We start from the raw sequence: 26,217 nt of genomic DNA, 5'->3' as shown, positions 1-26,217 counted from the left end.
AAGCTAGCGACTTACTGTGCATTGCTCAAACTGTCCAGCAAATCATTTATGCCTTCTCTTTTCAATATCCACCATCCCAACCTTTCATCTGTTATTCCTTCCAGCAGTTTATAGTTAAAAGACGGTGTGTTGTCAATGAAGGAACTTTGGAAGTGCAGGAAATTAATATTAGGGTGATCTTTCAGGTGAATGGCTGCCTCGGTCAAGTGTGTTGAAATTATAAAAAAGGAATTAACCGCTCCGGAAAGTTTTTGGATAATCAAGGTGGAGGATTCAGAAGCATCTTTTACATTGGTGCCGCGGAATAGTTCATCGAATATCACCAGTAACCGCTTTTTTTCCATGATTTCCTCCAGGACCCACTTCACCCTTAGTACTTCACTATAAAAATGACTGTAACCGCGGGACAGATCATCAGATAAATTGATACTCGTCAATAGTCCGTCAAATACATGGGTCCGCATTTGACGGGCGGGAACCGGAAAGCCAATATGTGCCAAATAGAAAGCGATAGCGACAGATTTTATCAGGGTAGATTTCCCGGCCATGTTAGCGCCGGTCAGAAGGCATACATTTTTATCTGCGTCGAAATAAACATCATTGCTTACAGGGTTAGCGAGCAGGGGATGGAATAATCCCTCCAGTTCTATACGTTGTTTACCGCTTGTAATGTAGGTTGGAAAAGATAGGTTCATAGCTGATGCGGCTTGCGCAATGGATTGATAGACGTCAATCTCGTAAATAATATGGAGTATGCGCTTGATCGGTTCCAGGTGCGTATTTCTGAACGCGAAATCGCATATATCAATGAGTATCGTTTCCCTGAAGATTCGGTAAGAATGCTGTTTTTTCAGTTTAAGGTCCTTCAATACCGTATCGGTAAGAAGTTTAAGTTCGGTAATTATCTCATTGTCTTTTTTGCTCAGTTTGCAGAAATCACTGGCCTGTTCTAAAATGTCGTACAGATCCAGGGCCCCTTTTTTCTTGGTATAATAGTCCTGTTTTGGGGAGAAGTAATTTTTCAAGCCGTTCCTGCAGGTATGAAAAAGGCTGAACCGCATTGGCTTAACCAAGCTCCGTATATAGAATTCAATAAAATCCAGGGATTGTTCATCCAGTGATAACTTAACCGGATTCCCGGCAAAGAACTGTATGTTTTCACTTCTTTTCTGTAGCTGAAAGATGTCGACTGAAGGTGAATCGAAGAAATCTCTTAAAAGTGCTTTGCCAGCGATGGTAGCCGTGAAGTTGAACAAGGATAATATACTCCGATCCGTATCCGGACCATTTAGCAGTTGTAAATCAGTAAGCGTTTGCTTGTCAATTAGAAAATCATTCACCTAAAAAATTTTACGGAACGTTTAAATTGAATACAAAATACATAAATTTCCGTAAAATGCGGATATTCATATTCAGAAACACACAACGAAAAAAAAGATGAAGCAACGTACCAGAATTTTATTCAGCATCGTAATCAGTTTGGCTTTGCTTTTACAAGCCGTTCCTTCCGCCGGACAAGCTACCCTTGAAAGCCAGATCAGTCATATCGCCAAAGAAGTAAATGGCCGCGTCGGCGTCTGCGCGCTGGTGCTGGAAACCGGAGAGGCCGTTTCGTACAATGGCGGGGAGCGTTATCCCATGCAAAGTGTATATAAATTTCCCATAGCCATGGCCGTACTGGAAAAGGTGGATAGGGGAGAACTTACTTTGGACCAGCAGGTTCGCATTGATACAACGGAATACATTCCTGAGAACGGGCATAGCCCCCTGCGGGATAAGTTTCCGGGCGGCACGAGTCTTACCGTAAGACAGCTTCTCCATTACAATACGGCGGAAAGTGATGGTACGGCATGCGATGTGCTGCTTCGGCTGTTGGGAGGCACGAAAAAGGCGCAAAGGTACGTTCGCAGGTTAGGAATAAAGAACATGGCTATTGCTACAACCGAACAGATCCAGGTGGCCAATGACCTGATCCAGTATAGAAACTGGTCCACGCCTAAGGCAATGACAGAACTGTTCAGGATCTTCTATCAGGACAAACCTCTTTCCGAAGAAAGCACGGCATTGCTTATGGAACATCTGTCACCCTCAGGAGTCTGGTTTAACAGGAGAATAAAGGGGCTGCTGCCGCCAGGCACGCCGGTAGTTCATAAAACCGGGACAGCCGGTACTATTGACGGGCTAACCCGGGCGACAAACGATGCAGGGATCATAACCCTTCCAAATGGCAACCATGTCGCTATAACAATTTTTTTAGCTGATTCTCATGCCGTTCAAAAAGACCGGGAAGCAACAATAGCAAAAATTGCCCGGGCTGTGTTTGATCAGTATGCTGAATCAGAATAAGGTTTCCTCACACAAAGAAATCTGCGATGTAACCCCTCAGGTAATAGCTGTGTCGGTGGTAAAGTAATGCGCAAATCCGGATTTGAGTAGGAAAACACGCAGAAAGGAGGACTTTTGCGGAAAAAAGTATGCAATATCCCTTAACATTTACAGCTCGGATACTGCTGGCGGGTTTATTCACGTTGGCGAGTGCGTCATTGCTCGCACAGCCACGACAGGATACTGCGGCCTCCCTTTCTCAGAAACTCGATGAATACTTGCTATCGGCTGCGGGGCAGTACCGTTTTAACGGGGCGGCGCTGGTGGCCCGGCGCGGAAAGATTCTTTTGAACAAAGGATATGGCTGGCAGGATGCTGCGAGTAAGGCTCCTAACGATACCAGTACTGTCTTTCCGATCCTTTCTATTACTAAATCCTTTACCTCCACGGTTATATTGAGTCTTCAGGAAGAAGGGAAATTATCGGTGAAGGACCCGCTGAGCAAATATTTTCCTGATTTTCCAAAAGGTGGTCAAATAACGCTGCGGCACCTGCTTTCCCATACTTCCGGCATTTATAACTACACCAATGATATTGGGAAGGAAGATTCAGCCATCATCTGCTACCCCGTGCCCAAACAACGGATACTGGACATTTTCTACAACAAGCGCCTGGAATTCAAGCCCGGAAAGCAATTCAGTTATAATAATTCGGGCTTTTTCCTCCTGGGGATGATCGTTGAAAAGGTGACAGGGAAACCGTACGAGCAGGTGGTAAGAGAGCGAATTTTTGAACCGCTGGGAATGAACCGTTCAGGCTTCGATTTTATTCATTTGCCCGAAGAGGTTAAGGCCCGTGGCTACGACCGCTTAACTGCTGAGGAGCAGCGGCCGTCGAACCCCTGGGATTCCACTGTAAGTTACGCTGCCGGAAGTATCTACAGTACGACCAATGATATGTATAAATGGGCCAGGGCAGTAGCCCACCAGGAGCTTATCTCAAAGGAATCATGGGAACAAGCCTTTACGCCCTACCGCGACCGGTACGGCTATGGCTGGTGGATCGATACATTGTTCGGTCACAGGTACGTCACCCACAGCGGCGGGGGATTCGGATTTATGTCGAACCTGATGTATTTTCCTGAAGAGGATGTAACCATTATGCTGTTCAATAATTTTGGCGACTACGGGCAAAGCCTGCATCAGATCAATACCGGTCTTTCGGCCATAATGTTTAACAAGCGTTATGACCTATGGACAAGCAGAGAAATAGTGGAGGTACCCGAAAAGATTCTGAAATCGTATACCGGCACCTATACACTGGATGGCAAAGCCAAGGTGTTCATTACACTAAGCGGCCGGCAACTGTTTGCAGAAGGCAACTCTCCCCAATCGATCCCCAGGCTCCCCCTGCTTGCCCAATCAGAAAATGTATTCTTCCTGGAGGAATTCAACGTTACTTTTAGGTTCGCCGCCGATCCTGAAGAAAAAGACCTGCAGCTGGTGGTTCATGAGAAAGGACAGGATTTCCAATGGAAGAAAATAAAGTGACCTTACATCAGCGTTTCGTCCGATTTTTATTTCATCCGAACAGGGATCCACACTTCGCTGTAAGCGTAACCTGTTTTTTGCTGGTCCATTTTTGTAAAGGAAAAAGTAAGGGCGTTGATGACTTCGTAATCGGAAGAAGGGAGCCATTCTGAGTATATTTTCGCCATGGTAGTTTGTAACGTAGACGGAAAAGGGCCTTCATTTGGGAATACGGCCCAGGAGCAGGCTTCGACAGGCACTTTTGTTAATCGTTCACTCACCTGTTTTTCTGTTGTTAAAACACCGATTAAGTGCGTCAAATCCCCTTCTTCTTTTAAGAAATCAGCGTCAGCATCATAAGAAACGTTGACAATTTCATAGGGTTCTGTGTTTTGAAGCGCATGCATTTCTTCTTTTTGGTCGTCCGTTATGCTTTTTGCAAGCTCCAGGATCTCATTGTTAACGCCTTCGAATTGCATTGGAACGCGTTTACTTACTCCGGCGAAATTAAACGCTGGTTTGTTTTCGATTCTAAATTCCATGGTATTTCCTCCTTTAACGGTGATAATGAATGAAAATTTGGGGAAAGATTTATTTATCCCTTTTTTGTTAACATCTGAGGGTAAGAATCCGCTCCACTTTTTAAATGCACGGGTAAATCCGTCCATTGACTGATAACCATATTTAAAGGCAATATCTGTCACTCTTTCGCCGGCTAGCAGATCCTTACTCGCTTCGGACAACCTTCTGTTTTTGATATATTCGCTAAGCGTCATCCCTGATAGAAAGAAAAATATTCTTCCAAGGTAATAATCGGGTACTCCGGCGTATTCAGCAACCAGTCCGGGGGACAGATCATCGGTTAAATGATCTTCAATATAATCGATCACATGATTCAATTCGCGTAACATTATCTTCTCCTTTAGTTCTGTAAAGTTACGGCAGCGGTTTTTTTGATGCTCGACTTTTAAAGACAGAAAATATCGAACGGAATCCCGGGAAAATATTCCGGAGGGTTTGCCGGTTAACCGGGGAACAGGAAATAGTTACCGGGCAGCGGCTCGCTGTTCGGCATACAAATGCAGGGCCATCAGCCACATTTCATGGTTTCTCCTGCCGGCTTACTATTGCGTTTATCCAGACAGGTGCAAAGGGAGATGTGCATCCTTTTGAAACGGGATAATCCCGGTAAATGCCCAGCTTCTCGCCGATACCAATGGCCCGCTTCCGGTGCGGGGGAAAGTTTATGCCAATTTGCGCTAATGTAGTATTCATTGTCCATTGTACTTCAGGCGCCACATTAGCCATTTCGGATTCGATGCGGTCCAGAATTTTACCAGGATCAACGCCTTCGGCATCCCTGGCCATTCTGCCGGCTGTCAGGCTCCATCCGGACCGGGCGGCCCATTTGTTGCCGGAATACATCCATTCTTCCCGAAACGTTTCTTTTTCCGGATGTTCTTTCAGAATATAGGAATTGAACCAATCCGCTACCTGCGCGAAATCTATCGACTTTACCATGTTGTCCAGGTCTGCGGCTGATAATGCTTTTGGTTTCATGATCAGCATTGCCAGCAGCCGGGCATCAATATTCCCGGTTTGCCACAGCGCCAGCCCTAATTCATGATCTGCCTTTATTTTGTTGGCTAAAGCCCTGATATCTCCCATTTTAACCCCGAATTGGTTATCGGAAGCTCCTTTTTTGATATTGTGAGCTTTCATCTTTTTGTTGGCAAGCAGTTTAAGTTGTGCAAGTACTTCTTTTACCGTCATGACAATTGTTAATTAACGTAATTTCCGTAAAAATTAACAATAGTCAAAGTGATTTTGACCAGTTATTTCTTTATCGATGTGGCAACTGTAAGTTCCGGAAAAGAATGTCGAAACCAGGTTAGCTAAATCAGTTAGTAAATCGTTGTAAAATTGAAAGAAAACTATTACTTTTGTAAAGCTAAAAAGTTTTGAGTCTGCATATCTCATCTCATGATGGGTGTTGCCAGTACTGGCACGGGGGCTTTAAGACTTTTTAGCTTTTTGTGGCTATTTACTATATAAATCAATAATTTCTTCGTACTTGTGTTTAAGAGCGTCGTAATAGCGACTTTCTCCCTTTAGTAGTTTGCGTTGTACTGCCCATATCATGTAATCTATAATACTGAGTTCGGGCATTTCGTTACTGGGTACAAGCTCAAGTTGATAAGTGCAGGAATTTGTGTTTTTAGCTTTTCCCGCCTCCAACGCTTTATTGACTGCCTTTTCGAAATGACGAAGATTGTTGTTTCCGCGCTGAGATAGATATAACCAGTGGTGACAATGCATGCTGTTCAATTTTCCATTTAGCAAATGATGAAGTACATCAAAGTAAAACTCAGTTGAATTGTTGTTGTATTTGCGATTGAAAATAGTCAGCTCTTTTTTGGCGATAACCAAGTGGGCTTTAAATCCATCCAGACTGCGGAGTAATTCAAAGAATTTTGCCCTGATTTCTGGATGATCTCCGCGCGCATGTACATACCAGCCTCTTTTATCTATGACGGAAGGAATTGAGTTGTACATGACGTCTGTCTTGATATTCTCCATGAAATCAACCACAGCTTTTCTGAGTGCTTTCCGGTTGCTTGTTTCGATCATACCAATAATCAGGTAAGGTTGGAATCCCTCAGTGCTTATTAACAATTTTTTGCGGTGTCCATAAAATAAAGGATCGCCGCTTTCGTCGATGAAAAAATATTTTTTGCTTGGTTTGTCTTTTATTTCAGTCACAATGGATGTTCAAATACTAGCTCCTAGTACAGTAAATACTCAGGTAACAGATCAATTGTAAGGATAAGTACTAATAGATAGCTAAGTGTGATGCAGCGGTAAATATAAGAAAAAGCATTTTGTCTGCCTGAATTTTCGATGCTTTTTTAGATGTTTTAACTGAGAGACGCGCATGTATATACTCTTATTGCGGCCCGAGCAAATCTTATAAGGCTTCACTTTCTTCCCTTCAATTCAACTACCTGGTCAATCCAGTTTGAATTGTTATTTAGCCGGATTTCAGGTTCTATTCCGAGATCTTCATATTTCAGGTGTTTTGGCTTGCCTTTCATGTCCGTTATGTAGATCTGGAAATTGCCGCTTGGCAATGTTTCCTTTTTCCCGTAATTGCTTCCATAAGTGAGCATGCCTTTAGTGGGCTGCCCTGCGGTAATAGTGTTTTTGAGCTTGTTTAACCGGAGCGTAAATATCTCCGCCTGGCTTACGGTTTCATTATTCAGCAACACGTATAGATTTCCCTTGTTGACGTATTTTTTTAGCAGCTGATAGTATTTCTTTGTCTCTTTTTCCGCCCCGCCTTCGTTATTCCGGAGATCCAGGATCAGTTTTGGCGCCGTCAGGGCATTTTTTATTGAATCATAAAACTCACGGGACTGTTGCCTGGTGGCGCCGTTCGCCTGGAAAGTTTTGATCAGCAAATACTGAACATCATTATTAATATTTTTTAGTTCGAATTTTGGCCTGTTTACCGGCAAGTTAACATGATCAACCCGCGGATGCTGCTTTGTATAAACATAACGGCCGTTGAACACGTAAAAGAAAGAATTGACCAGCGACCCGTATTGATACTTTTCAGGGGTTCGAAGGCTGAAATCCTTCGTTAACGGGTGTCCGTATATTGCTTTATAGAGGTTTGGGCCATATTCGTACAGATGGATTGCAATTTGACCTTTTTGCCACAATTTCGTCTCCGTGCCCACTATTACCCCGATATATTCCCTGTCATTGCTTCTGAAAACACCTACATCATAAAACTTGCCAAAATGATAAATCCCTTCGATGGATTCAGCGGGCTTTCGGGTTAATGCTGCCTTTAAAGAATCAATATTCACTTCACATTGCGGATAGGCCAAAAATTCCTTGGTAGCTGCAAATTTGTCAATGCTTTCCTTGTCTTTGAATTTCTCGAAATCATGGACCCGGTAAAAACCTAAGTGATTGTCTTTTAGGGGGAAGAGAAGCTGCGACAGATGGTAGAAATACTGGTAACTGTCCGGGTCGCTCACGGTGTCCGAAGCCAGGCTACCATATAAGTCACGATAAGAAGCCAGTTTTTCACCTTTGATCTGCGCCTTGAAGGAGGGCGTACGCTCCAGGATAGACTTCAATGCAGCCAGATCGTTTAGATAAGTAGTTGTCTGTGCGTTCAACCCGAATGTCCAAAGGAATAACGTGAGGGTAAGTGTGGCTTTCATCGGCTGGCGTGCGCAGTTTCGTCGGTCACAATATTTTTGTTCCATGAATTTCCGGGTTTCCAGAATTCGTTGTCTTCCTTTTCCGTGATTTCTCTCCGTTGCTCAAATTCTCGCCGGTAAGCGCTTAACTCTTCTTCCCCAAATACTCGTCCGCGGGTTTGCATTTCCGCAATTGCGGCTTCAATAGCTTCGGGCCTGAACTTTGTCCGGTTTTCGAGGTATTCCAAAAGCCCCTCATCCGATTTGTTTGCCATCAGTTTTTGGAAATCTATCTCCATCACCAAATATACTTGTGAAAAAATAAAAGTCCATTTTGTTTTTGGAAAATTTACCTGTTCCTGAAATCAACGTTAACGCGGTCATATGAGCGTCCCCAAATGCTGAAAAGGACTTGTCCGAGAATATTATCAGCGGATACCGGCCCGATATACCGGCTGTCCAGGGCATTCCCACGGTTATCGCCCAGCAGGTAATAGCAGTTATCAGGTACCACGATCTTGTCCGAAGATGAAGAGGGGAGTCCCGCGGCTTTTTGATTTGAATAGATCCGGTGCTTGTGGCCACTAACCATCTTTTCTTCATATTCTTGAACCGGAACACCTTCAATTTGCACGTTCCGGATATGGCGTGATTCACTTATTACACCATTTACTACCAGGATGTCATCGATTACCTGTATCGTATCACCGGGGAGTCCGGCTACTCTGAAACACCAAACCTCTTCGCCTGGCTGGTTAAACACAACGATCTGCCCGTAGTCCGGCTGTTTCTCACGATAAGCATGTATATCTGCGAGAACGCGATCACCCAGCTGCATGGTAGGCAATTGGGAAGGAGAGACAATTATAAAATGCTGCATTCCCGATATCGGTGCTTTTTCATAGAACCAAGTTGCCGCGGTGATAACGATCCCTATGAAAAGATAGACATACCAGCGGTTGTACTTCTTTTTTGCGTACTCCTTTCTTCGCCGGGCCTGAATGATTGCGTCCGATATGCCGTATAGCCAGATCCCCAGCATAATTGCCAGCATGGCCGTATATCCGCTGAAATTGGTCGTGAATCTTGCTGCTCCAAAAAGAAAAGGGATAAGTAAAAGCAATAAAAAGAGTATGACGGCCTTCTTCAGTTGTCCGTTATAAAGCTGCCCAAGCCCGGTAACCAAGAATGATAACAGGAAAGCCACCAACGGACGTGTCATAGTTTCATAGCATTTCTACGATTTGGATATTATTTCCGCAAGTGTCGTTGAATACGGCAATTTTCACGGTTCCCATTTCAGTCGGCTTTACGCTAAACTCAACGCCAAGGTTGACCAGGCGTTCATACTCATTTTGGACATCGTCCACATTGAATTGCGTGTATGGAATTCCGGCATCTAAAAGTGCTTTCTGATACGTTTTAGCGGGCTCAAAGCTTTCCGGCGACGGCTCCAGCAAAATTTCCGGTCCTTCTTGTTCTTCCCGGGATACGACGGTTAGCCACCGATGTTTTTCGCTCACGGGCACGTCGTGTTTTTTTACGAAACCTAGTTTTTCCGTATAGAATGCCAATGCTTTGTCCTGGTCCTGAACCGGAATGCTGATGACGCTGATTTTCATTTTTAATCCTTTTTAAATTAGTGATCGCAAGGTCCGGAATCAGGTTTTGATCTACTTTGCGAAAATTGCTTTTTTTGAAATTCAATAGGTGATAGTCCTGTTTTATTTCTGAAAAGCGTGCTAAATGAACTCGGCGTTTCAAAGCCTACCCGGTAGCAGGTATCCGATACCGGCATTCCTTCTTTTAGATATTTTTTTGATTCTTCAAGTCGTTTAATAGTCAGGTACTGCTTCGGTGTCAGCCCGTAATACTTTTTGAAAAGCCGCAGCAGATGAAATTTTGAAGTAAACAGGAGATGGGACAACAAATCCAGCTTTAAATCTTTCTCGAAATTATTATTGATAAAGGTCCGGGCCGCGATCACTGTTTTGATCTGTTTATCGTTCGAATAGCAAATGTGCTTAATCCGGCCTATTTCTGTTTGGTAGAAATTCATAATCTGTTTCATTGATCCATTGAAATCGTTCCACCATTAAAGTTAATCATTCCGCCGGATTTTAAAACGCGGCACTGTAAAAAGCCTCTCAAAGAATTTACGGGGTTAGCCAAAGCGGCTTTCATGGATTGAGACTATGGCCTGAAAATATATATAATTTGCTATTTTAGCCATGCTCGCAAAAAACTTTCTATCATGGATAACTTTGCAGTATTTAGATTACTCAGCTTAATATATCTCCTTGGGAGTGGTTTATCGGGACGCAGCCAGACTATTGATTACCAAAGTTATTCACGGGAATTGACCATTGCGGTCAATGACAGCACAAACATATCAGGAACCATAATCCGGCCGGCCCAATCACCCGATCGGAATCGGTTGATTATTCTGGTAAGTCCTCCGAAACGGTATGACAGGGATATGTCTGCCAATAAACTTAAATATTTTCACTATTTGGCGAACGAGTTTGTTCAAAGGGGATATAGTGTTTTCAGATTCGATAACAGGGGAATTGGTAAATCTAGCGGCAGTAACAAGACACTAACCTTGTACTCCCACGCCGCGGATGTAAAAGGTATCTGCTATTTCTTTTTAAACAGCAAAGCCTTCTCAGGAATGGAAATAGGCTTATTGGGAATCAGCGAAGGGGGATCTAGTGCTATAGTAGCAGCATCTGAAATTCCCCGGGTCTCTTGTCTTTTATTGCTGTCTACGCCGGCGAATTTCGGATGGGAAGGATTTAATTACCAAATGAAGAAGCATTTTGAAAGCCGGGGTGCGATGTTCGGGCTGCAAGAATTCGCCGATTCTATGTTGATCACAGCTACCAAACATGGACCGATTGTTCATTTAAGAGGAGAGTAGGCCGAAATGAAAAAATCTCTCCGGATGCAATAAATAACATTCTATTCTGGCTGGAAAACTTAAATTGATAAAACATGGCATACGACAATGAATTGGCGCTGAAAGTAAGAGATTACCTTACAAGGATTCCCGGAATAGCGATTGAAGAGAAGAAAATGTTCGGCGGCCTGGCGTTCCTGATCAATGGTAAGATGTGCGTCAACGTCAGCGGTGACAGCCTGATGTGCCGGTTTGATCCTGGTGCAGGGAAGGAGATTTCCGGACGCAGGGGATACCGCCCCATGATCATGAAGGGGAAAGACCTTCCGGGATATTGTTATGTAAGTCCCGAAGGATTCAGCGGGCCGGATGATTTCAGCTATTGGCTGGAATTATGCCTCGCGTTCAACGATCAGGCCAGCGTCTCCGGGTCCCGGAAGAGCAAATGATATTGACGGCGAATGCCTGCTATTACGAATCTTTATTCGTCGGTTTCTTTTGTGATGGCCAGGACGGCGCCCCGGGGGTCTTTGATCATGGCGTATTGCAGTGATCCGTCCCTGTTTTTGGAGGTCTTAATGACCTCTCCGCCCAGCTTTTGACATTTTTCGATGCTTTGGCCGATGTCTGCGACGTTGATATAGACGATCCATTGGGGCGGAATGCCTTTATTTACTCCCCGGTTGTGACAGATGCCGCCGATCCAGTTGCCTTGTGGGTCTTTCATGACATAGTCTTCGTAGGCGCCGGATTCATCCTTCATTTGCAAGCCTTCGGCTTCCCAGCCAATGACTTCCTGGTAAAAGGTTTTTAAATCTTCGGGATTATCCACGGTGATATCAACGGAGATGATGGATCCGATTGAATTTTTTTTCTGCTCCATATATTGAATGTTTTCAGGTTAACGTGTCGTGTTCCTTAACACGGCACTAGTTTAAAGATAGCGGATTTTTCACTTATCCGGCTTGAGGGCCAGCGTGACGGGCTGGTCAGCATTGCCGTAGCTGCCATCTATACTAAAGTTCAGGATATTGTCCGAATGGTAAATATAGGAACTGGACGTGCTGTAATACCTGAAACGTATTTGGCTGTCCGCCGAAGGTTCACCTTGGATGAGCAGGTAGAACAGGCGTTCACCGGCGACCTCTACGACTTCCGCTACCGCCCTGCATTCTTCCCCGATGAACGCAGCCAGTTCGTCCGATGCCTGGTACGATTTGTCCAGGTTATTGGGCAGCTTCACCACGGCAGTCATGCTGCTGGTATATTTGCCGGTGGCCTCGTTTGTCCAGGCGGGGGGTGGGAACTTCGGGTAAATTTCTTCCTTGTTCTTTTTTTTGCATCCGCCGGCTATCAGCAGGCAGGCGCCAATCATCATGTAGGAAATATACCTTTTCATTATTTCAGTGTGTCTATTTTGATCACTTTTTGTACCAGGGGCATTCCATTGATCGTGACTCGAATAAAATAAACGCCTGCAGGACAGTTCTCTCCCCTGGAGTTCCGTCCATCCCAGGCGAAGAAATGGATATTGGAAATAACCCGTTCTTTAGGACCTTCCATAATTATATTTCCGTTCGTATCGTACACTGACAGCTGCAGCAGCAAGCTTTCCTGCTTCTGGTTTTCTTTCAATTCCACGCGCACATTCACCCGGTTCCCGAACGGATTGGGAAAAGCGGTTATTTTTCCTGCTTCGTTTTCATTCCTGATCACAAGGGGATTGTCCAGGGTTCCTGCCTGGCTGTTGCTGCGGTAAGAAAGCACAGTGCCAGAGCGAAGTACCACCTGTCCCGCCCGCACAACTTCAAAATGGAGAGGCCGCTGCTCCTCACCGCTAATAGTCAAAAAGAAACGTTTCATTCCCGGCAGGTCAGTCGCCCGTGCCTTGCCGCTTAATTCATTTTCCATATAAGCCAGCACAACATCTTCCGGCTGGAGCTGAAAAGAATCGTCAATGACGGCCACAACGGTCATGTTCCCCTCATAGCGGAAGTTATTATCCACGGGCGTCTGCATCTGCGCCGAAGCTACCGGGAAATTGCCGGGACGCGCCGCGTTTTTCAACAGCGGCAGGGCAGAGGCGTCCCCGGCATGGCTGATGAAACTGCCGCCCAGGCTGGAATAGACCAGTGTTTCGTCATTAATTGCTTTACGATACAGCATATAACCTTTTCCCGGCTCCAGATGAGTAAGGTTACCCATCCAGCCATTCTGCGGGTCATACATCGCAAATCCTGTTTGTGATTTGATCACGTCTTCTTCCGAGGCCTCGTACCCGGCCAGCGCCTCCTCAAGGGGTAAACTTACCTGCGGCAGGTAACTTATATAGTTCCAGCGATTTCCCTTGATGGGTATCGGTGTTTCCGAAGGATTTACGGGAATTCCTGCGATGCTTAACGATTGTGCGGCTGAAGCACGGATCATAAATAAAGAGGTATTATTGAAACGCTCCATATAACCGACCCATCCGTCGCTTTCGGAGTACTGATGAAAGCCCAGTTCCTCGTTCTTTACGATATCGCCAGGCTGCCATTGTCCGTTCGAAAGGGTAGTAGCCACGTTATCCATCGCCGGCCCGGATAAATTGAAGGATATCCAGTTCCAGCCTTTCTGCAGCTTTAGTTCCTGGAAGAATATTTCCTCGCCGCGGAAAATAACGGGTGCCCGGGAGGTTCCCGCGATGGCATCGTTCCGGAAGGATACCGGTTCTGAAGGACTGGCAAGGTAGGTTTTCCCGGTGCTTGCATCCCAGATCCGAAACTCCAGCTCTCCGCCTTCGGGTTCATTATGATAGATCGTCAGCAGTGCGTACCACAGGTCATTCTTCTGATTATAGCTATTCCGTGTAACGCCCACGCAAACCCCATCCCTGAAGGCCGCCAGCAGATCATTTTCATCTGCTGAAAAGGCTTCTTTTACCTGCAGTTTTCCATATACGGTCATGCTGTATTTGAAGTCAGCCGGATTTACTTCCCAGGGCGGTTCTTCACCTTTCACGGTAAGGGTGATGGGAAGCGCCGCCGATTCATCATTATCGTTCCGCATATAGACGATCTGATCGTAACTTCCAATGTTCAATCCTTCACGTACTTTGAAAATAACCCGGGCACGGCCCTGGGGCGCTACGGTTCCGGCCGCCGGGCTTGCTTCCAGCCAGGAGGGTAGATTATCCAGGCTGAAATGCTCGACGCTGCCTCCGCTGTTAATCACGTAGGACTCAAATTCAAGCGGTGCGTACAACTCCTGGGACAGTATAAATTCCGGGTCGCTCCAGCTGAGCTGGTTGCGGTTGATGTAAGCCGACCAGGTGACCGGCGATTTCAGGGAATTGCCATTCAGGTCGCGGACATCTTTCACCTGGAACGTTACAATGGTTTTATCAACGGCCTGCCGCGGCTCCAGCAGGTTTATGATCAGGGCATCGTTGTTCACGACGAAATCGAATTGAAGATTTTCCACCGGGCCCCTGTCCTTTATAGGCGCCTTGTCAGCGGATTCGGCGGCATTGTTTGCCACCGCCGCCGGAATAGTCGCGGCAGGGTCGGAAGGTACGCGCTGGTCTTCGAGTGAATAGCCCATTTCCAGGTTATTCTGAAATTCAAAATATGTTTCGAAAGGATAATAAGCCAGTAAGCCCAGCTCATTTCCCCGGAGGCGGACATTATTGTTGATATCAATAAGTGGCTGGCCAAGATAGGTATTCCAGATCCTGAATTCATCAATATTCCCCCTGAAATGGCGGTCAAAATGCAATGTCGCGGGATCATTTGCCTCGTACCACCCCCTTGCCCCGAGATAAACGAACGGAGCGACAAGGCCCCCAGATCGCGGGCATCAAAAAAAGTCTTCAATTCACCGTCTACAAAAAACTGTGCTGTTCCTGAATTCCGGTTTACAGCCAGGGCCACATGGTGCCAGTGTCCATCCAGGTAATTGCCCGGCGCCTGCATCCGGAGGCCATTATTTCTGAAGGTGAGTTGACCGCCTTCAAAACCAAGGAAAAATGCGTCATATGACCCGCCAAGTTCGTTGCCTTCTCCGCGCCCGTTCGCTGCTAATGCGGCCTCTTGCTGGCCGGCTTCGCCCTTGAACCATAATTCCAGGGTATAATCCATTTCATTAGTGACCGGAATGGCCCCTGTGCTTATTTTTAGATGACCGTTTCCGTTAAAATCAATGGACCTGCCGGCTGGCGTGGACCATTCCCCGCGCAGACGGGCATGAGAGCCGTGGGCTTTATCAATGGCAAGTTCTCCCTTTCCCTCGTTCATGGGGTAATAGGCCAGGAGACCGTTCTCAGCGCCGGAGAGCCGCTTCAAACTGTTCGTCTGCAGGCGAACGGCCGAAAGCGCTTCGGTCCATATGCGGGTTTCGTGCATTTTCCCATGGAAGAAATTCCCTGCGCCGGAGATGCTCCGCCCGAGTTGAAAAGGCCCGTTTCCGGCATATGCTGGCACCGGCGCGGCATGAATTACTTCCGTAAAATTATAATAAGCGGAAACGGTGGCGTCCGCCGCATGGTAAACCAATGCCAGATGAGCCCATTCGCCGGGGCTGATAGCCAGTGGTTGTTCGCTTTTCAGCGTTTGCGTGCCTGCAATTACCTGCAGGTAGTTATCGGAGGTCAGGGCTAGTTCCAGCGAGCCGCTGGCCGCTCCGTGACTGATGAGCGTACCTCCGCGCCCTTCCGCCTCAGGAAGGGCCCAGAGTTCCATCGTAATGTCTTTCCCGCTTAGATTTTTGTCGAATTCGGTTTCCAGGTAATCCCCGTCTCCATCCAGCGCCGCGGATACCGAATGATCGCTGATAGCGCCGTTTCGAATTCCCCGCACCTGGAAATCGGGATTGGTCAGCAGTCCGGCGGCGATCGGTTCGTTAAAATTCAATCGTATTTCGTCACTTACTCCCAGGACACCGCCGGCAGGCTGGGCGCTCCCGAAAAGACGCGGGCTATAGGTGTCTTTAAGTCCGGAGATCACGTTGGAAGGCGTATTGATATAGTCGTCCGGGCCCAGCTCACAAATGCTTACCGCTCGGATGTCGTATCCCTGGTCATTAAAGGAAGCATCATCCATTTCCAGGTTATAAAGAAGTTCCTGTGCATTGGTAATAAAGAGCTTCTCGCCCTGTGCTTCCTTGTATTTGGAAGAATCTCCGTAGAATTTCATTACGGTGATCCACCTTGCCGAAGACGACGGCTTATACTGAAGCTCAATCCGGTCGAACAAACTGTTGCTAAGGTCAAACTGGTCAATGATCAGGGGCAGGTATCGCTTGTTTTCACCGTTCAGGGGCGCGTCTGTATTCAGGATCCACTGATTGGTGGGGGATTTGATATTCACGTTCGAGCAGGCAGGTACAAAATGTGCTGAAATGAGTACGGTATCGGCAATGGTTTCCTGGTAGCCTGTAGGATCGTATTGGCAGGCGGATTTAAGAATGATCGGAATATTATTATAGTCCATGGCATCCGGCCCTTTGGTCAGCGTGATGACCTTGGTCACGGTTTCTCCGTACTGAACGGGAATTGGGCGCCCTGTTCCGCCGATTGGCAGTCCGTCGACAGAAATGGTCGCCCCTTTAATGCTGTCAGTGTCCAGGTAGCTGAGCATTAAGGTAGTTGGCAGGCGTGCTTCGGATTCGTTCTTTATCTTCAGGGTATAAGACGCCTTCTGCGTGGCCGGCACGTCGTTCACCACGGGGTTGTCCACGGTAAGTACGGGTACTTCAATCCGCTGGGTCGCCTGGTTAATGACCGTGCCTTTATTGTAGTATTGCGTTACTTCTTCTCCTTCATAGGGGCAGGCGGTGGCGCCCCCGAGGGTACGGAATACGAAACCACCTTCTTCCGGCTTGTTTACATCCACCGAAATGTAATCGTCCGTGCCGTCGGAGGCCATAACGAATCCAGTTGTTCGTTCCGTACCTGTTACTGTTTCGAAATTTCCTCCGTTGCTGGTGCCTATGGATTCATCTATCTTTAGCTTCAGTCCCTGCCCAAGTATTTCAAAGAAGGTTTCGCTGAGTATTTTCGCAGACAAGATAATGTTGAAAGAATGGCTTTTCGCCTCGGTTTCGGAGAACTGTTCGGAATAACTGACGGGGCTTCCCGCATGGAAAGAATAATTCTGAAATACCGGGGCTTCCAGCTTCTGCTTTTCATTATCTTCTATCCGTTGTTCCCAGTCCCTGATATATTGATTCAGGACCATAATGGTATCCGTCGCATATTCAGACCCTTCAGGGAAATATATTTTGTAGCTTTCCCCATCGTTAAAAAGATCATCTTCCGCACTGCTTCCGAAAGCTTCCGTATCACCATTTGTTTTTCCAAAGCGAAGATCATCGGCGGCCAGCTTGGATACGTATACCGGTTCGCCGGAAGTATTGGCAATCGCTTGGCCGTTTTCCGTGCCCACGGGGAGCAACAGCGTATTCCTTATATGCGTCAGATTCGGGATCAGTACTTTAATAATGTGCTGCTGCGGATAGGCAAACAAGGTTCCGAACTGCTCGCCGAAATTGATCCCTTCCCGCATGACAACGAGGTAACTGCTGGCGGCGCCCGGATCCGAAAGTACTGAATCGGCTGCTTTCAGGTCATCCCGCTCAATGATGATCACGTTCCTTGTCTGACCGTAGGTGATATTTGTGGAATAGCCGACGTAAACATCACCAGGGGCTCCTACGAAAGTAGGGGCGTCACTGGTTTGGAACCGGTTTGTTAAAGAAGTGGCCGACTCTTTTCCGTTGGAATACGAGTAGTGTTCCTCATGGGTCGCGCCTGCGCCGACCGAATTTTCTGACGACTGGATCTCTTCTATTTTTCCTCCGCCCAGTCCGAAAAAGGTGACCACTTTCTGACTAAACAATACTTTCGCCTCTATATTGCCTTCCTGATCTACTGAATTTGAGTACGTGCTGCTTTCCTTAAAGGTCGAACCTTCTTCCAAAAAAGAATAGCTCCGGCTCCCGGGCGGATCGCGAAGCACCGTCAGTAATTTATCCGGGCCCGCGGTGACGAAATCCGTCCCGGTCATTTGGGCGCCCATGACAAATCCTTCCAGCTTTGGCTGGCCCAGCCAGCTCCATGTCAGGTCGGTAGCTTCGCCGAAGCGTACCGTAACGGATAGGCTCTTTAAGCCCGGAGCGGTAATAGCCGGATTGCCGGCTGTGAATTGATAGTAGCCCACACCGGCCGAATCCAGGCTTAGCGTATCGGCAGAGGTGGCCTGGTTCCGGATGGTATTAAGAATAGACACCTGGCCGTCCCGCGTAGGCACTTTGTCGATGACCGCTTCTCCATCCTGCATCGCGACAACCGGTGTACCGTCAGGTTTTACACTTTCGTAAAACGGGTATTCTTCAAAGGCATTGATCCGCAAATCGTATTCCCTTCCCTGCCGGAATACGGGGTAGCGGAACAGGTACATATCCCTTTCCGTTTTAGCCGGGTCTATTACCGGTATGCTTATTTCTTCTCCCTCCGCTCCAACTGTTTCATAAACATCATGCCCGAAGTAGGCCAGGTCTGCACCTGCCGCGTTTTGCTGCGTGATGCTCACGGAAGGGTTTACACGCTTGATAAATTGGTAAGAATCGTTATAGGCGACTGAGTCGGTGTGATCGCTGTATTCCAGCACGGAATACTGTTTCAAAAATTTATTGGTGAAGTCGACGGCAACGCCCTGTCCTTCCAGCAGGTTGCCCCAGCCGGTAACCTGTACGTTGTCTACAATGAATTTTCAGGAAGAAGATCGGCCTGGAATTCCCCGGTCAGGGAATCGGGATAGATTACGATCTTGTTCTGGTGGTAAACGATCCGTGTCCGGTGAACCTTCGAAGGATCGTCCTGGCCCCGGGGGAAAGGTGATTGACCCATACCGTGGTGTCCCTGCTGCCTGAATGCAGCTCATATTTGGTTCCGGAGGGCAAACTCATGGTAATGCTCAGTTCCCTCCCCAGGTTATTTTCTGACAGGGAATGCCCCAGCGGGAAGGATTCCTGCAGCGCGCCGCCTGCTACACGGCCAATGAAGCGGATGGCCGTACTGTCATACAGGATCCGTTCGCTAACAGGGCCCTGGTAGTTTAAATCCTCGCCGAAGCGGTTGGTGATCTTTCCCCCGTTGACAAAAACGTGATTGTTTTTTACCGCCTTCACTTCATGGGTTCCCACCGGAACGAAAATGGTGAATTTTCCCTCGGTATCGGTCTGAAGCAACTCTCCATTGGCCTTTTGGGCATACTTGCCGTCTATCTGGAACTGCACACCCTCCACCGGCACCGTCCCGTCCCGGTAATAAACATACCCTGACACCGCGAAGGAAGATTTATCTACAAAATTTACCGTAAAGGATGGATCGTCGGCGGATATCAGGCGTTTTTCGGATACCGGGTCAAACTGGTGGGTGCCCAGCAGCGGTACGATTGTATACGTGCTTCCGTTGCCAAAATAAGGAACTCCGGTTATCATATAGTTGCCGGTACTGTCGGTGAAAGCCTTGAGCGATAACTGTTCAGCGGTAGGTACCGTGGCGGATCGCTGTACGGCGCCGGGATTCATTACTCCATCATTCCGGTTATATTGCTCCTCCCGGTGAGAGAGGTCATAAAACTGATCCGAAATGGTTTCATCGAAGCGCCAGTAGGCGACCAGCCCGTTTTCTCCGCCCGTAAGCACCTGGGTATGCTGCCGCGCGACCTGCTGCCGGTTCAAGGCTGCGTTCCAGGCACGCATTTCGTCAATATAGCCCTTAAAATTACTGCCGGCAGCATTTTTTCCGATATAAACTTCCTTTGCCGGTTCTGCGGGAGGCTGAAGCGGTTGGATTGCTTCGGCGAGCAGGGAATCATTCAGCAGAATGCGCAGGGTGTCGCGATGGCGGACGCCGGTTACATGAATAAAGGACTGGTTGGAATTCGTATAGCCGGCGCTGACTAGTTGGTCATTCGCGCTGAAATACAAATCCCCGTTCGCGCCGAAGCCTAGTTCATATTGCCCTTCCCGGCTGAAAATGACTTGGTTTTCCGGCGCTTCGTCTTCGGGTCTGATCCAGGCTTCGATGGTGAAAGCTGAATCGCTGAACGGGACCTGCAGGGAATCCAGGCGCAGGTAACTTCCGGGGCTTCCATCCAGGTAAATGCTTTGGCCCCTTCCTTCTCCGGCATCGCTTTCCAGCCTTACGGAAACGCCTGTTACGGCCTGGCCATTTTCATAAGTGACGCGCCCGTAAACATTACCGGTAGGCGCACGAAAGCCGATCGCATATAAAGTATCTTGTGAATACCTGAGGGTATTACTGCAATTAACCACGCCCACTACCATGTATTCGTAATAAATGCCTGGAGACGTACCCTGATCTGTGGCAACAATGTCTGCGGAAGAAAGGCCGCCCGCTACAGAACTCAGTTGAGTAAAGGCGCCGGAAGATCCATAGACCTTTCTTTTGATAATATAGTTGTCAAACCCGCCTTCCGACTTCCACTGCAGCTCCACCCGGTTGTTGAAATAGCCTTTGGAAACAATTAGCCCGGAAATAGTACCTATTTCAACCGGCAAAATAGTATTAGATGTCTGGTAGGGCTCATTTGTGAGAAATCCCAGCCGGGCGGGAGGTTTTACCTGGAGCTTGTAAGAATACCGGTGGCAGGGGATAAGCAGGGAATCCGTAAATTCTCCCCTGAAATAATCCTTTTCTTCGAGATTAAAATTCGTGTTATTGCCATTATCAAGGTCAATGCGCGTGATGATGAAAACAGCTTCCGGCGCCCATATTCCTGTCGTGTCCCATTGCAGGACAGCGCGCCTTCCGGTATTGTCAAGGGAAAGGTTCACACCGGAGTTGCCGGAAATAGCGGCATGACCCGCCGTAAAATGGACCGTCTTTGCCATTCCCCATCCCCAATCAGGATCAAGGTCCCGGGTTACCCTGTAATATACATCCGCGTAGGGAGCTTCGCTGAAGGTATAACTGGTGGAATCCGGGTGGTATTCCATGTTTTGAAAAGGGGTTAAATCAATCTTTATGGCATCGCTGAAATCGGGCTTGGTAGCGCGCTGCAACTTAAAACCGCTGCTTTCAACCTCTTCACCAATAGCTTTTGGAATCGTCCAGGTGATCTCTGCCTGGTTGGTAACCGCGTTATAGGAAGCATATATACTGTCTGGATGAGTAAAGGCGGGAATGATAATGTCTTCGGTCCGCTCGGTAACATGATTGCTGTAGGCTCCCTGCCCCAGGTAATAAGTGTTTGTGGAATTTTGCTGATCAATCAGAAAGCTGCCTGAATTCGCACCGGCCGCTGACCGGTCAAGTTCTTCCCCTCCTTCGGCATATAAAATGGTAGTACTTCTGTCTGTCACGCTGTTATCGTTGCTGTTCCAGTCCAATTTCACCTTACCGTCTTCCCGGAAAGAGGTAGTATAGGTGAAGTTTCCCAGCGATGGAATATCCACGTTCTTGATTACGTTAATGTCATGCTGATCCTGGGGCCCGCCATCCCCTTTGCGGTTCCATTTATTTATATGGAACCGCAGCCTTTTTATGTGCTTGCCTTCGTTATTGATATATAGGCGGATGATGTACCGGCCGGTCGTTTCATCCGTTTCGTATTCGATGCGGTAGAACATATTTCTGGCTGCATCTGTGATGGAAGCGGAAGACATCTGGAACGAATCCGGGTCTTCATCGAAAATATCAAATAAGGCAATTTGCTCAAATTCATTTTCTCCGAACGTTTCCGTCGAGAAGCTTAGCGAAGTATTGCCGCTCCGATCGTCCCCGTTATCCACAAAGGCATTGTCATCGTACTTGTTCCGGATGGTGATTTGGATATAACCACCCGAAGGCTGAAAAGCCAGCTGGAAGTAGTCATTATTCCAATATGCCTGGGCTGATGAAGGAGAAGGCGCCAGAAGGATCCCGGCTATGAATGCCCCGACAATGAAAAGCAGGACCGCCTTTCTTTTTTCTATCATTTTCACTGAAAGTAAAATTTAATGCATCATATTGTGTTCGTTATGCAATATTAACTTCTTGGTTAGTATTAAATTTTAAATTTTGGGACAAATACAGTTAACTTTGGGACAGGGCAAGGTCTTTAACATACCTGCATGGATAGACGTTTACTGCTTCATTTAACTGCTGTGCTTTTAATTGCTTTGACGGGAAATGTCAGGGCACAGGACGTCAGGCTCCCGCCGGTCGAGAGGATAACAACGGGGGTACAGGCACTGGATGTAGAAAGCGGCTTGCCGCAGGGCTATGTAAACGGGATAGTGCAGGACAGTACTGGTTTTATCTGGCTGGGCACCCGGGACGGTCTTGCACGTTACGATGGCTATGAAGTGAAGACTTTCCATTATGATCCGCGCGACTCCGCTACAATTGCCTCGGATGTTATCCAAACCATTTACCTGGACAAAAAAAACCAATTGTGGATATTGTACGAAAATGCGGAGGTGGACATTTTTGATCCGGTAACGGAGAAAATCAAGCACCTCGGGGACGATCCTTCACTGGACTGGCTGGTAAAAGAAAGGGGGCTTCTGCCATTTTTCCTCCTGCAGGATCACCGGGGAACGTACTGGGTGGTTCCGCCGGAATTAAAGCGACTCCGTTATTTTAGGATGGAACATCCTGCGCCAGGAGAAGTTTCTATACCTCCCGGCGAACGTATTCTGGCATTGCAGGAAGGCGGGGATGGACAGATGTATGTTTGTACCGATCATTCCCTGTACATGGTAAGCGGTAAGCGCTTGGAAAAAATTTCGGACCTTCCCCGGCGAAGGCCGCTCCGGAGTCATCGTATTAGTCAGATGCGGCAGGATAATTCAGGCAACTGGCTGATCGCGAACGGCGGATACCTGGAAATTTTTCACCCGTCACGCGGTTGGAAGGCGGTGAGCGTTCCCCATCCGGCTGATTATACGCCCGTTTATTTCATGGACCGGTCCCCCGCGGGAGAACTGTATATTGCTTCAGGGGAAGATGTGTTTCGGATCAACGCTGATCATTCCTTAACCAAAGTATGGACAAATCCGAATAAGCCCGGAAACATCCCCGCCATGATGATTGACCGTGCCAACGTTCTGTGGGCAGGCACTAATACATTCGGAGCCCGGCTGAACCATCTTTCCTCCAGCGGTTTTCATTCTTATGCCTATGCGCAGGGCTTTCTCCAGGACGTCCTTACAGGTTATTTCGGGGCCTCACCCGCCAACGCTTACCTGCGTGGAGTGGACGCATACAGCTTGCGTTATGCGGTGGATGCGGAGAACAGGATCTGGCTGCTTGGCCGGCCATTTCGCCATAGGAATAAACCAGAGGAAAGTTTTTCGGGCTTGCTGCTTCTTCAGCAAGCAGGTGAGAAGCCGGCTTCGTTCGTGGTTCATGCAGATACCTTACGTTTGAGCCAGTTTACATTTGATGATCATAACATTTGCTGGGGAATTAAACCGGGCGACAAGCAGCGGGATACAATACTTGTAAAAACCGATCTCGCTACCGGCGCCATTACGCCCGAGCCCTTATGGCGTCCGGCGTTTAGTGATCTCGCTTATATCACGGCATTCCGCGACCGGTTATGCATTGTCTATCGAAAAGGAATCGAAGTGTATCACCCGGCAAGCGGCAAGTCCATGCGGTATCCAAGTGAACAGGTTTTTGGCAATGTGCAGTTACTGATGGCTACCCCCGATCCCAAAGACCGGGACGTCCTGTGGATTACCAGCCTGGGCCTCGGCTTGATCAGGTTTGATACAAGGGATGGGAGCGTACAGGCCTTTACGGTAAAGGAGGGTCTTCCCAGTAATAGTGTATATGCCGCTGTTCCTGATAAAAACGGGCGATTCTGGTGCAGTAGTAATAAAGGAGTTTTCCGATTCGATCCCCTTAGCCACAGCATACTTTCTTTCGTTACTAATGACGGTCTGCAAGGCAGCGAATTCAATCGCTATCATTTCTTTAAATCTCCCGGCGGCCGGATTTTCTTTGGCGGCACCCGTGGATGGACCTCTTTTCATCCCGATTCGGTTCGTGCCGGTTCATATAGGCCGGAAACAGTAATTACGGAGATTCTCGTGAACAATAAGCCGGTTTCAGCCATCCCGGGATGGAAGGAGGGTGCAGTTACCTCCCTGAAGCGTCTTGACTTAAAACATGGTCAGAATTTTATTACGTTCACATTTGCCGGGCTTCAGTTCTTCAATACGAGCAGAATACAGTATCGTTACCGGCTTGAAGGGTTTGACGAGGATTGGGTTGAAGTCGGGAATCAACGCATTGCGGTCTATACTAACCTGGCGCCCGGAGAGTATATTTTCAAGGTGAATTCCAGCAATAGGGGAGGCTCCTGGAGTGATCATGTTAAAACATTGCTTGTCACCATTGCGCCGCCCTGGTGGAAAACAGGGTGGGCATATCTTTTATATTTCCTGCTGTTTACCGGCTGCGCCTGCCTTTTTTACCGGCACCGGGCTAACCGCCTGCTGATTAAAGGTGAGATGATCAGGCAGCAAGAGGAGGCGAAGCACCTGAGGGTGATGGATGAGATGAAAACCCGCTTTTTTTCAAATATTACCCACGAGTTTCGCACGCCGTTATCCCTGATCATTGCTCCCCTGGAACAAATGGAACGGGAAACCGATGTGCCGTCTCCTGTCAGAAAGCGGCTTGGTGGTGTCCGGAACAACGCGCTTCGGCTGCTGAGGCTGATTAACCAGCTGCTTGATATGTCGAAAATGGAAGCCGGCAGCATGAAGGTCTCCTTATCCCGGGGCGACCTGGGAAGTTTCGTAGAATCAAATATAAAAAGCTTCGGCTCGCATGCTGAATTGAAAAACATCCGGCTTCAGATTAATATCGGACTTAAGGGTAATTATAATTTCGATGCCGATAAATGGCAGAAAATCCTTTCCAACCTATTGTCTAATGCGATTAAATTCACTCCATGCGGGGGAGAAATAGGGGTAATTTTGAATGCCAGGTATGACAATGAACAATCTTCCGGCGTGCTTTTGGAGGTAAAGGATTCCGGCATTGGCATCCCGGAAGATAAACTTGCGCTTGTTTTTAACCGGTTTTACCAGGCCGACGACTCACATACGAGATTGCACGAAGGCACCGGCATTGGGCTGGCTTTGGTCAGGGAGCTGACTTCCCTGATGAACGGAACGGTCGAAGTGGAAAGCAAACCCGGAAACGGGACCTTGTTCCGCATACTCATTCCGGTCGAAAAAGCCAGTAGCCGGGGAACAGCTTTTTCTAACCTGATTTCGAACGGCCGGGAACCTGATGACGCCGTAAAAGACCTGCGCTTCAATGATGAGGATGAATCATCTGTGGAAGCGCCCGAATTTGCCGGCGTGCCGGAAGACGTTATTGGGATGGAGGCTGTATGGGCGGGCGAACCCGACCGCGAGCCGGAGGCTGTGCAGAAGCCGGCAGGTCCGCCGGATACTGAGCTGATATTGCTGGTTGAGGATAATGGAGAATTAAGCCGGTTCATCGCAGAAACGCTGCAGGGGAGTTACAGGACGTTAATGGCAGTTAATGGCAGGGAAGCGCTGCAAATCGCCGGAAAATGTATGCCGGATCTTATCATCAGCGACATCATGATGCCGGAAATGAATGGATATGAATTGTGCCGGCATATAAAGAGTTCTCCGGCAACCGACCATATAGCTTTTGTCTTGCTTTCCGCGAAAGCCTCCCACGAGAGCCTTATAAAAGGACTTGAAAATGATGCGGATGATTACATTACAAAACCTTTCCATATACATGAACTGCTCCTTCGGGTAAATAATCTGATCCATCGCCAGCGCAAACTGCGCCGTTTTTATAACAAGCAGTTAAGCACGCCTGGCAGCGAACTGCATATAGAGGAAGTTAGCAACCTGTTCCTGAGAAAACTATATACGATCATTGAAGGCAATCTCGATAATGAACAACTCGACGTGGGCCAGCTGGCCGAAAAGATGGCGATAAGCCGGCGCACGCTCAACCGGAAATTATCGGCCCTTGTAAATCTTTCCGCGAGAGAAGTTATCCAGCAATATCGCCTGAAAAAAGCGCACTCCTTATTACAGTCGGGCCTGAGCGTTTCCGAAACCGCCCTGGAAGTAGGCTTTGGCTCTGTCTCCTATTTCAGTAAGACATTTAAAGCGTTCTACGGAATGAATGCCTCCGCTCTTAGCGCGAATGCATCTGCGTCTTACTCAACAAAGCGGTGACTCTTTA

The 26,217-nt window shown here is 47.7% G+C and carries 19 protein-coding genes; 5 read left to right on the top strand and 14 right to left on the bottom strand.

The annotated features are described in order from the left end of the window. Positions 1-11 precede the first annotated feature (11 nt). A complete protein-coding gene (locus tag FRZ59_RS15390; RefSeq protein WP_132130709.1) occupies positions 12-1,340 on the bottom strand; it encodes a MutS-related protein in 1,329 nt (442 codons plus the stop codon). Between the two features lie 97 nt (positions 1,341-1,437). On the opposite strand from FRZ59_RS15390, the gene bla reads away from it, so the two are divergent. Both bla and FRZ59_RS15380 read left to right on the top strand, forming a co-directional pair. Next, on the top strand, positions 1,438-2,346 hold the full coding sequence (bla, locus tag FRZ59_RS15385; RefSeq protein ID WP_132130708.1) for a class A beta-lactamase: 909 nt from the start codon (positions 1,438-1,440) through the stop codon (positions 2,344-2,346). Between the two features lie 128 nt (positions 2,347-2,474). Further along, a complete protein-coding gene (locus FRZ59_RS15380; protein ID WP_132130707.1) occupies positions 2,475-3,875 on the top strand; it encodes a serine hydrolase in 1,401 nt (466 codons plus the stop codon). 26 nt (positions 3,876-3,901) lie between these two features. On the opposite strand, the gene FRZ59_RS15375 is transcribed toward FRZ59_RS15380, so the two are convergent. The 8 genes from FRZ59_RS15375 to FRZ59_RS20040 form a co-directional block, all read right to left on the bottom strand. Then, positions 3,902-4,765 (bottom strand): AraC family transcriptional regulator, encoded by an 864-nt coding sequence (locus tag FRZ59_RS15375; protein ID WP_132130706.1) that lies wholly within the window; start codon positions 4,763-4,765, stop codon positions 3,902-3,904. 190 nt (positions 4,766-4,955) lie between these two features. Further along, positions 4,956-5,627 carry a DNA alkylation repair protein gene (locus FRZ59_RS15370; RefSeq protein ID WP_132130705.1) on the bottom strand — a complete coding sequence of 224 codons (672 nt, stop codon included), beginning with the start codon at positions 5,625-5,627 and terminating at the stop codon, positions 4,956-4,958. A gap of 267 nt (positions 5,628-5,894) precedes the next feature. Beyond that, complete coding sequence (locus tag FRZ59_RS15365) at positions 5,895-6,617, bottom strand: DUF3800 domain-containing protein (RefSeq protein WP_132130704.1); 723 nt, start codon at positions 6,615-6,617, stop codon at positions 5,895-5,897. Positions 6,618-6,832: 215 nt separating this feature from the next. Next, entirely contained in the window at positions 6,833-8,092 is a 1,260-nt protein-coding gene (locus FRZ59_RS15360) for a S41 family peptidase (RefSeq protein ID WP_158640650.1), read from the bottom strand. After that, positions 8,089-8,346, bottom strand: a complete 258-nt coding sequence (locus tag FRZ59_RS15355) for a hypothetical protein (protein ID WP_132130702.1) — start codon at positions 8,344-8,346, stop codon at positions 8,089-8,091. The genes FRZ59_RS15360 and FRZ59_RS15355 overlap by 4 nt, the downstream gene beginning before the upstream one ends. A 74-nt stretch (positions 8,347-8,420) precedes the next feature. Next, positions 8,421-9,293 carry a signal peptidase I gene (gene lepB, locus FRZ59_RS15350; protein WP_132130701.1) on the bottom strand — a complete coding sequence of 291 codons (873 nt, stop codon included), beginning with the start codon at positions 9,291-9,293 and terminating at the stop codon, positions 8,421-8,423. A gap of 4 nt (positions 9,294-9,297) precedes the next feature. Beyond that, the gene (locus FRZ59_RS15345) at positions 9,298-9,693 is read right to left on the bottom strand and encodes a VOC family protein (RefSeq protein WP_132130700.1); all 396 of its coding nucleotides are present in this window, start codon (positions 9,691-9,693) and stop codon (positions 9,298-9,300) included. Positions 9,694-9,710: 17 nt separating this feature from the next. Next, positions 9,711-10,130 carry a helix-turn-helix domain-containing protein gene (locus FRZ59_RS20040; RefSeq protein ID WP_225975302.1) on the bottom strand — a complete coding sequence of 140 codons (420 nt, stop codon included), beginning with the start codon at positions 10,128-10,130 and terminating at the stop codon, positions 9,711-9,713. Between the two features lie 195 nt (positions 10,131-10,325). Here FRZ59_RS20040 and FRZ59_RS15335 point away from each other — a divergent pair, with 195 nt between their 5' ends. Beyond that, positions 10,326-10,994: an alpha/beta hydrolase gene (locus FRZ59_RS15335; protein WP_132130698.1), complete on the top strand. Its 669-nt coding sequence runs from the start codon at positions 10,326-10,328 to the stop codon at positions 10,992-10,994. 74 nt (positions 10,995-11,068) lie between these two features. Next, on the top strand, positions 11,069-11,422 hold the full coding sequence (locus FRZ59_RS15330) for a TfoX/Sxy family protein (RefSeq protein WP_132130697.1): 354 nt from the start codon (positions 11,069-11,071) through the stop codon (positions 11,420-11,422). A 32-nt stretch (positions 11,423-11,454) separates the two neighbouring features. Here FRZ59_RS15330 and FRZ59_RS15325 read toward each other — a convergent pair whose 3' ends face one another. From FRZ59_RS15325 to FRZ59_RS15305, 5 genes are all read right to left on the bottom strand, one after another. Next, positions 11,455-11,856, bottom strand: coding sequence for a VOC family protein (locus tag FRZ59_RS15325; RefSeq protein ID WP_132130696.1), 402 nt, complete (start codon positions 11,854-11,856; stop codon positions 11,455-11,457). 69 nt (positions 11,857-11,925) lie between these two features. Continuing rightward, positions 11,926-12,372, bottom strand: coding sequence for a hypothetical protein (locus tag FRZ59_RS15320; RefSeq protein ID WP_132130695.1), 447 nt, complete (start codon positions 12,370-12,372; stop codon positions 11,926-11,928). Then, a complete protein-coding gene (locus FRZ59_RS15315) occupies positions 12,372-14,555 on the bottom strand; it encodes a T9SS type A sorting domain-containing protein (RefSeq protein WP_147698364.1) in 2,184 nt (727 codons plus the stop codon). Before FRZ59_RS15315 ends, FRZ59_RS15320 begins: the two co-directional genes overlap by 1 nt. Beyond that, entirely contained in the window at positions 14,450-18,634 is a 4,185-nt protein-coding gene (locus tag FRZ59_RS15310) for a LamG domain-containing protein (RefSeq protein WP_147698363.1), read from the bottom strand. The genes FRZ59_RS15315 and FRZ59_RS15310 overlap by 106 nt, the downstream gene beginning before the upstream one ends. A 136-nt stretch (positions 18,635-18,770) precedes the next feature. Continuing rightward, on the bottom strand, positions 18,771-21,956 hold the full coding sequence (locus FRZ59_RS15305; RefSeq protein ID WP_225975301.1) for a LamG domain-containing protein: 3,186 nt from the start codon (positions 21,954-21,956) through the stop codon (positions 18,771-18,773). 135 nt (positions 21,957-22,091) lie between these two features. Between FRZ59_RS15305 and FRZ59_RS15300 the strand changes: the two genes are divergently transcribed. Then, entirely contained in the window at positions 22,092-26,210 is a 4,119-nt protein-coding gene (locus FRZ59_RS15300) for an ATP-binding protein (RefSeq protein ID WP_132130693.1), read from the top strand. Positions 26,211-26,217 lie beyond the last annotated feature (7 nt).

Origin of the sequence: Anseongella ginsenosidimutans, assembly GCF_008033235.1 — a bacterium.
GTDB lineage: Bacteria > Bacteroidota > Bacteroidia > Sphingobacteriales > Sphingobacteriaceae > Anseongella > Anseongella ginsenosidimutans.
The sequence above is the reverse complement of the archived record's forward strand: the minus strand, read 5'-3'. Positions and strand labels throughout refer to the sequence as shown.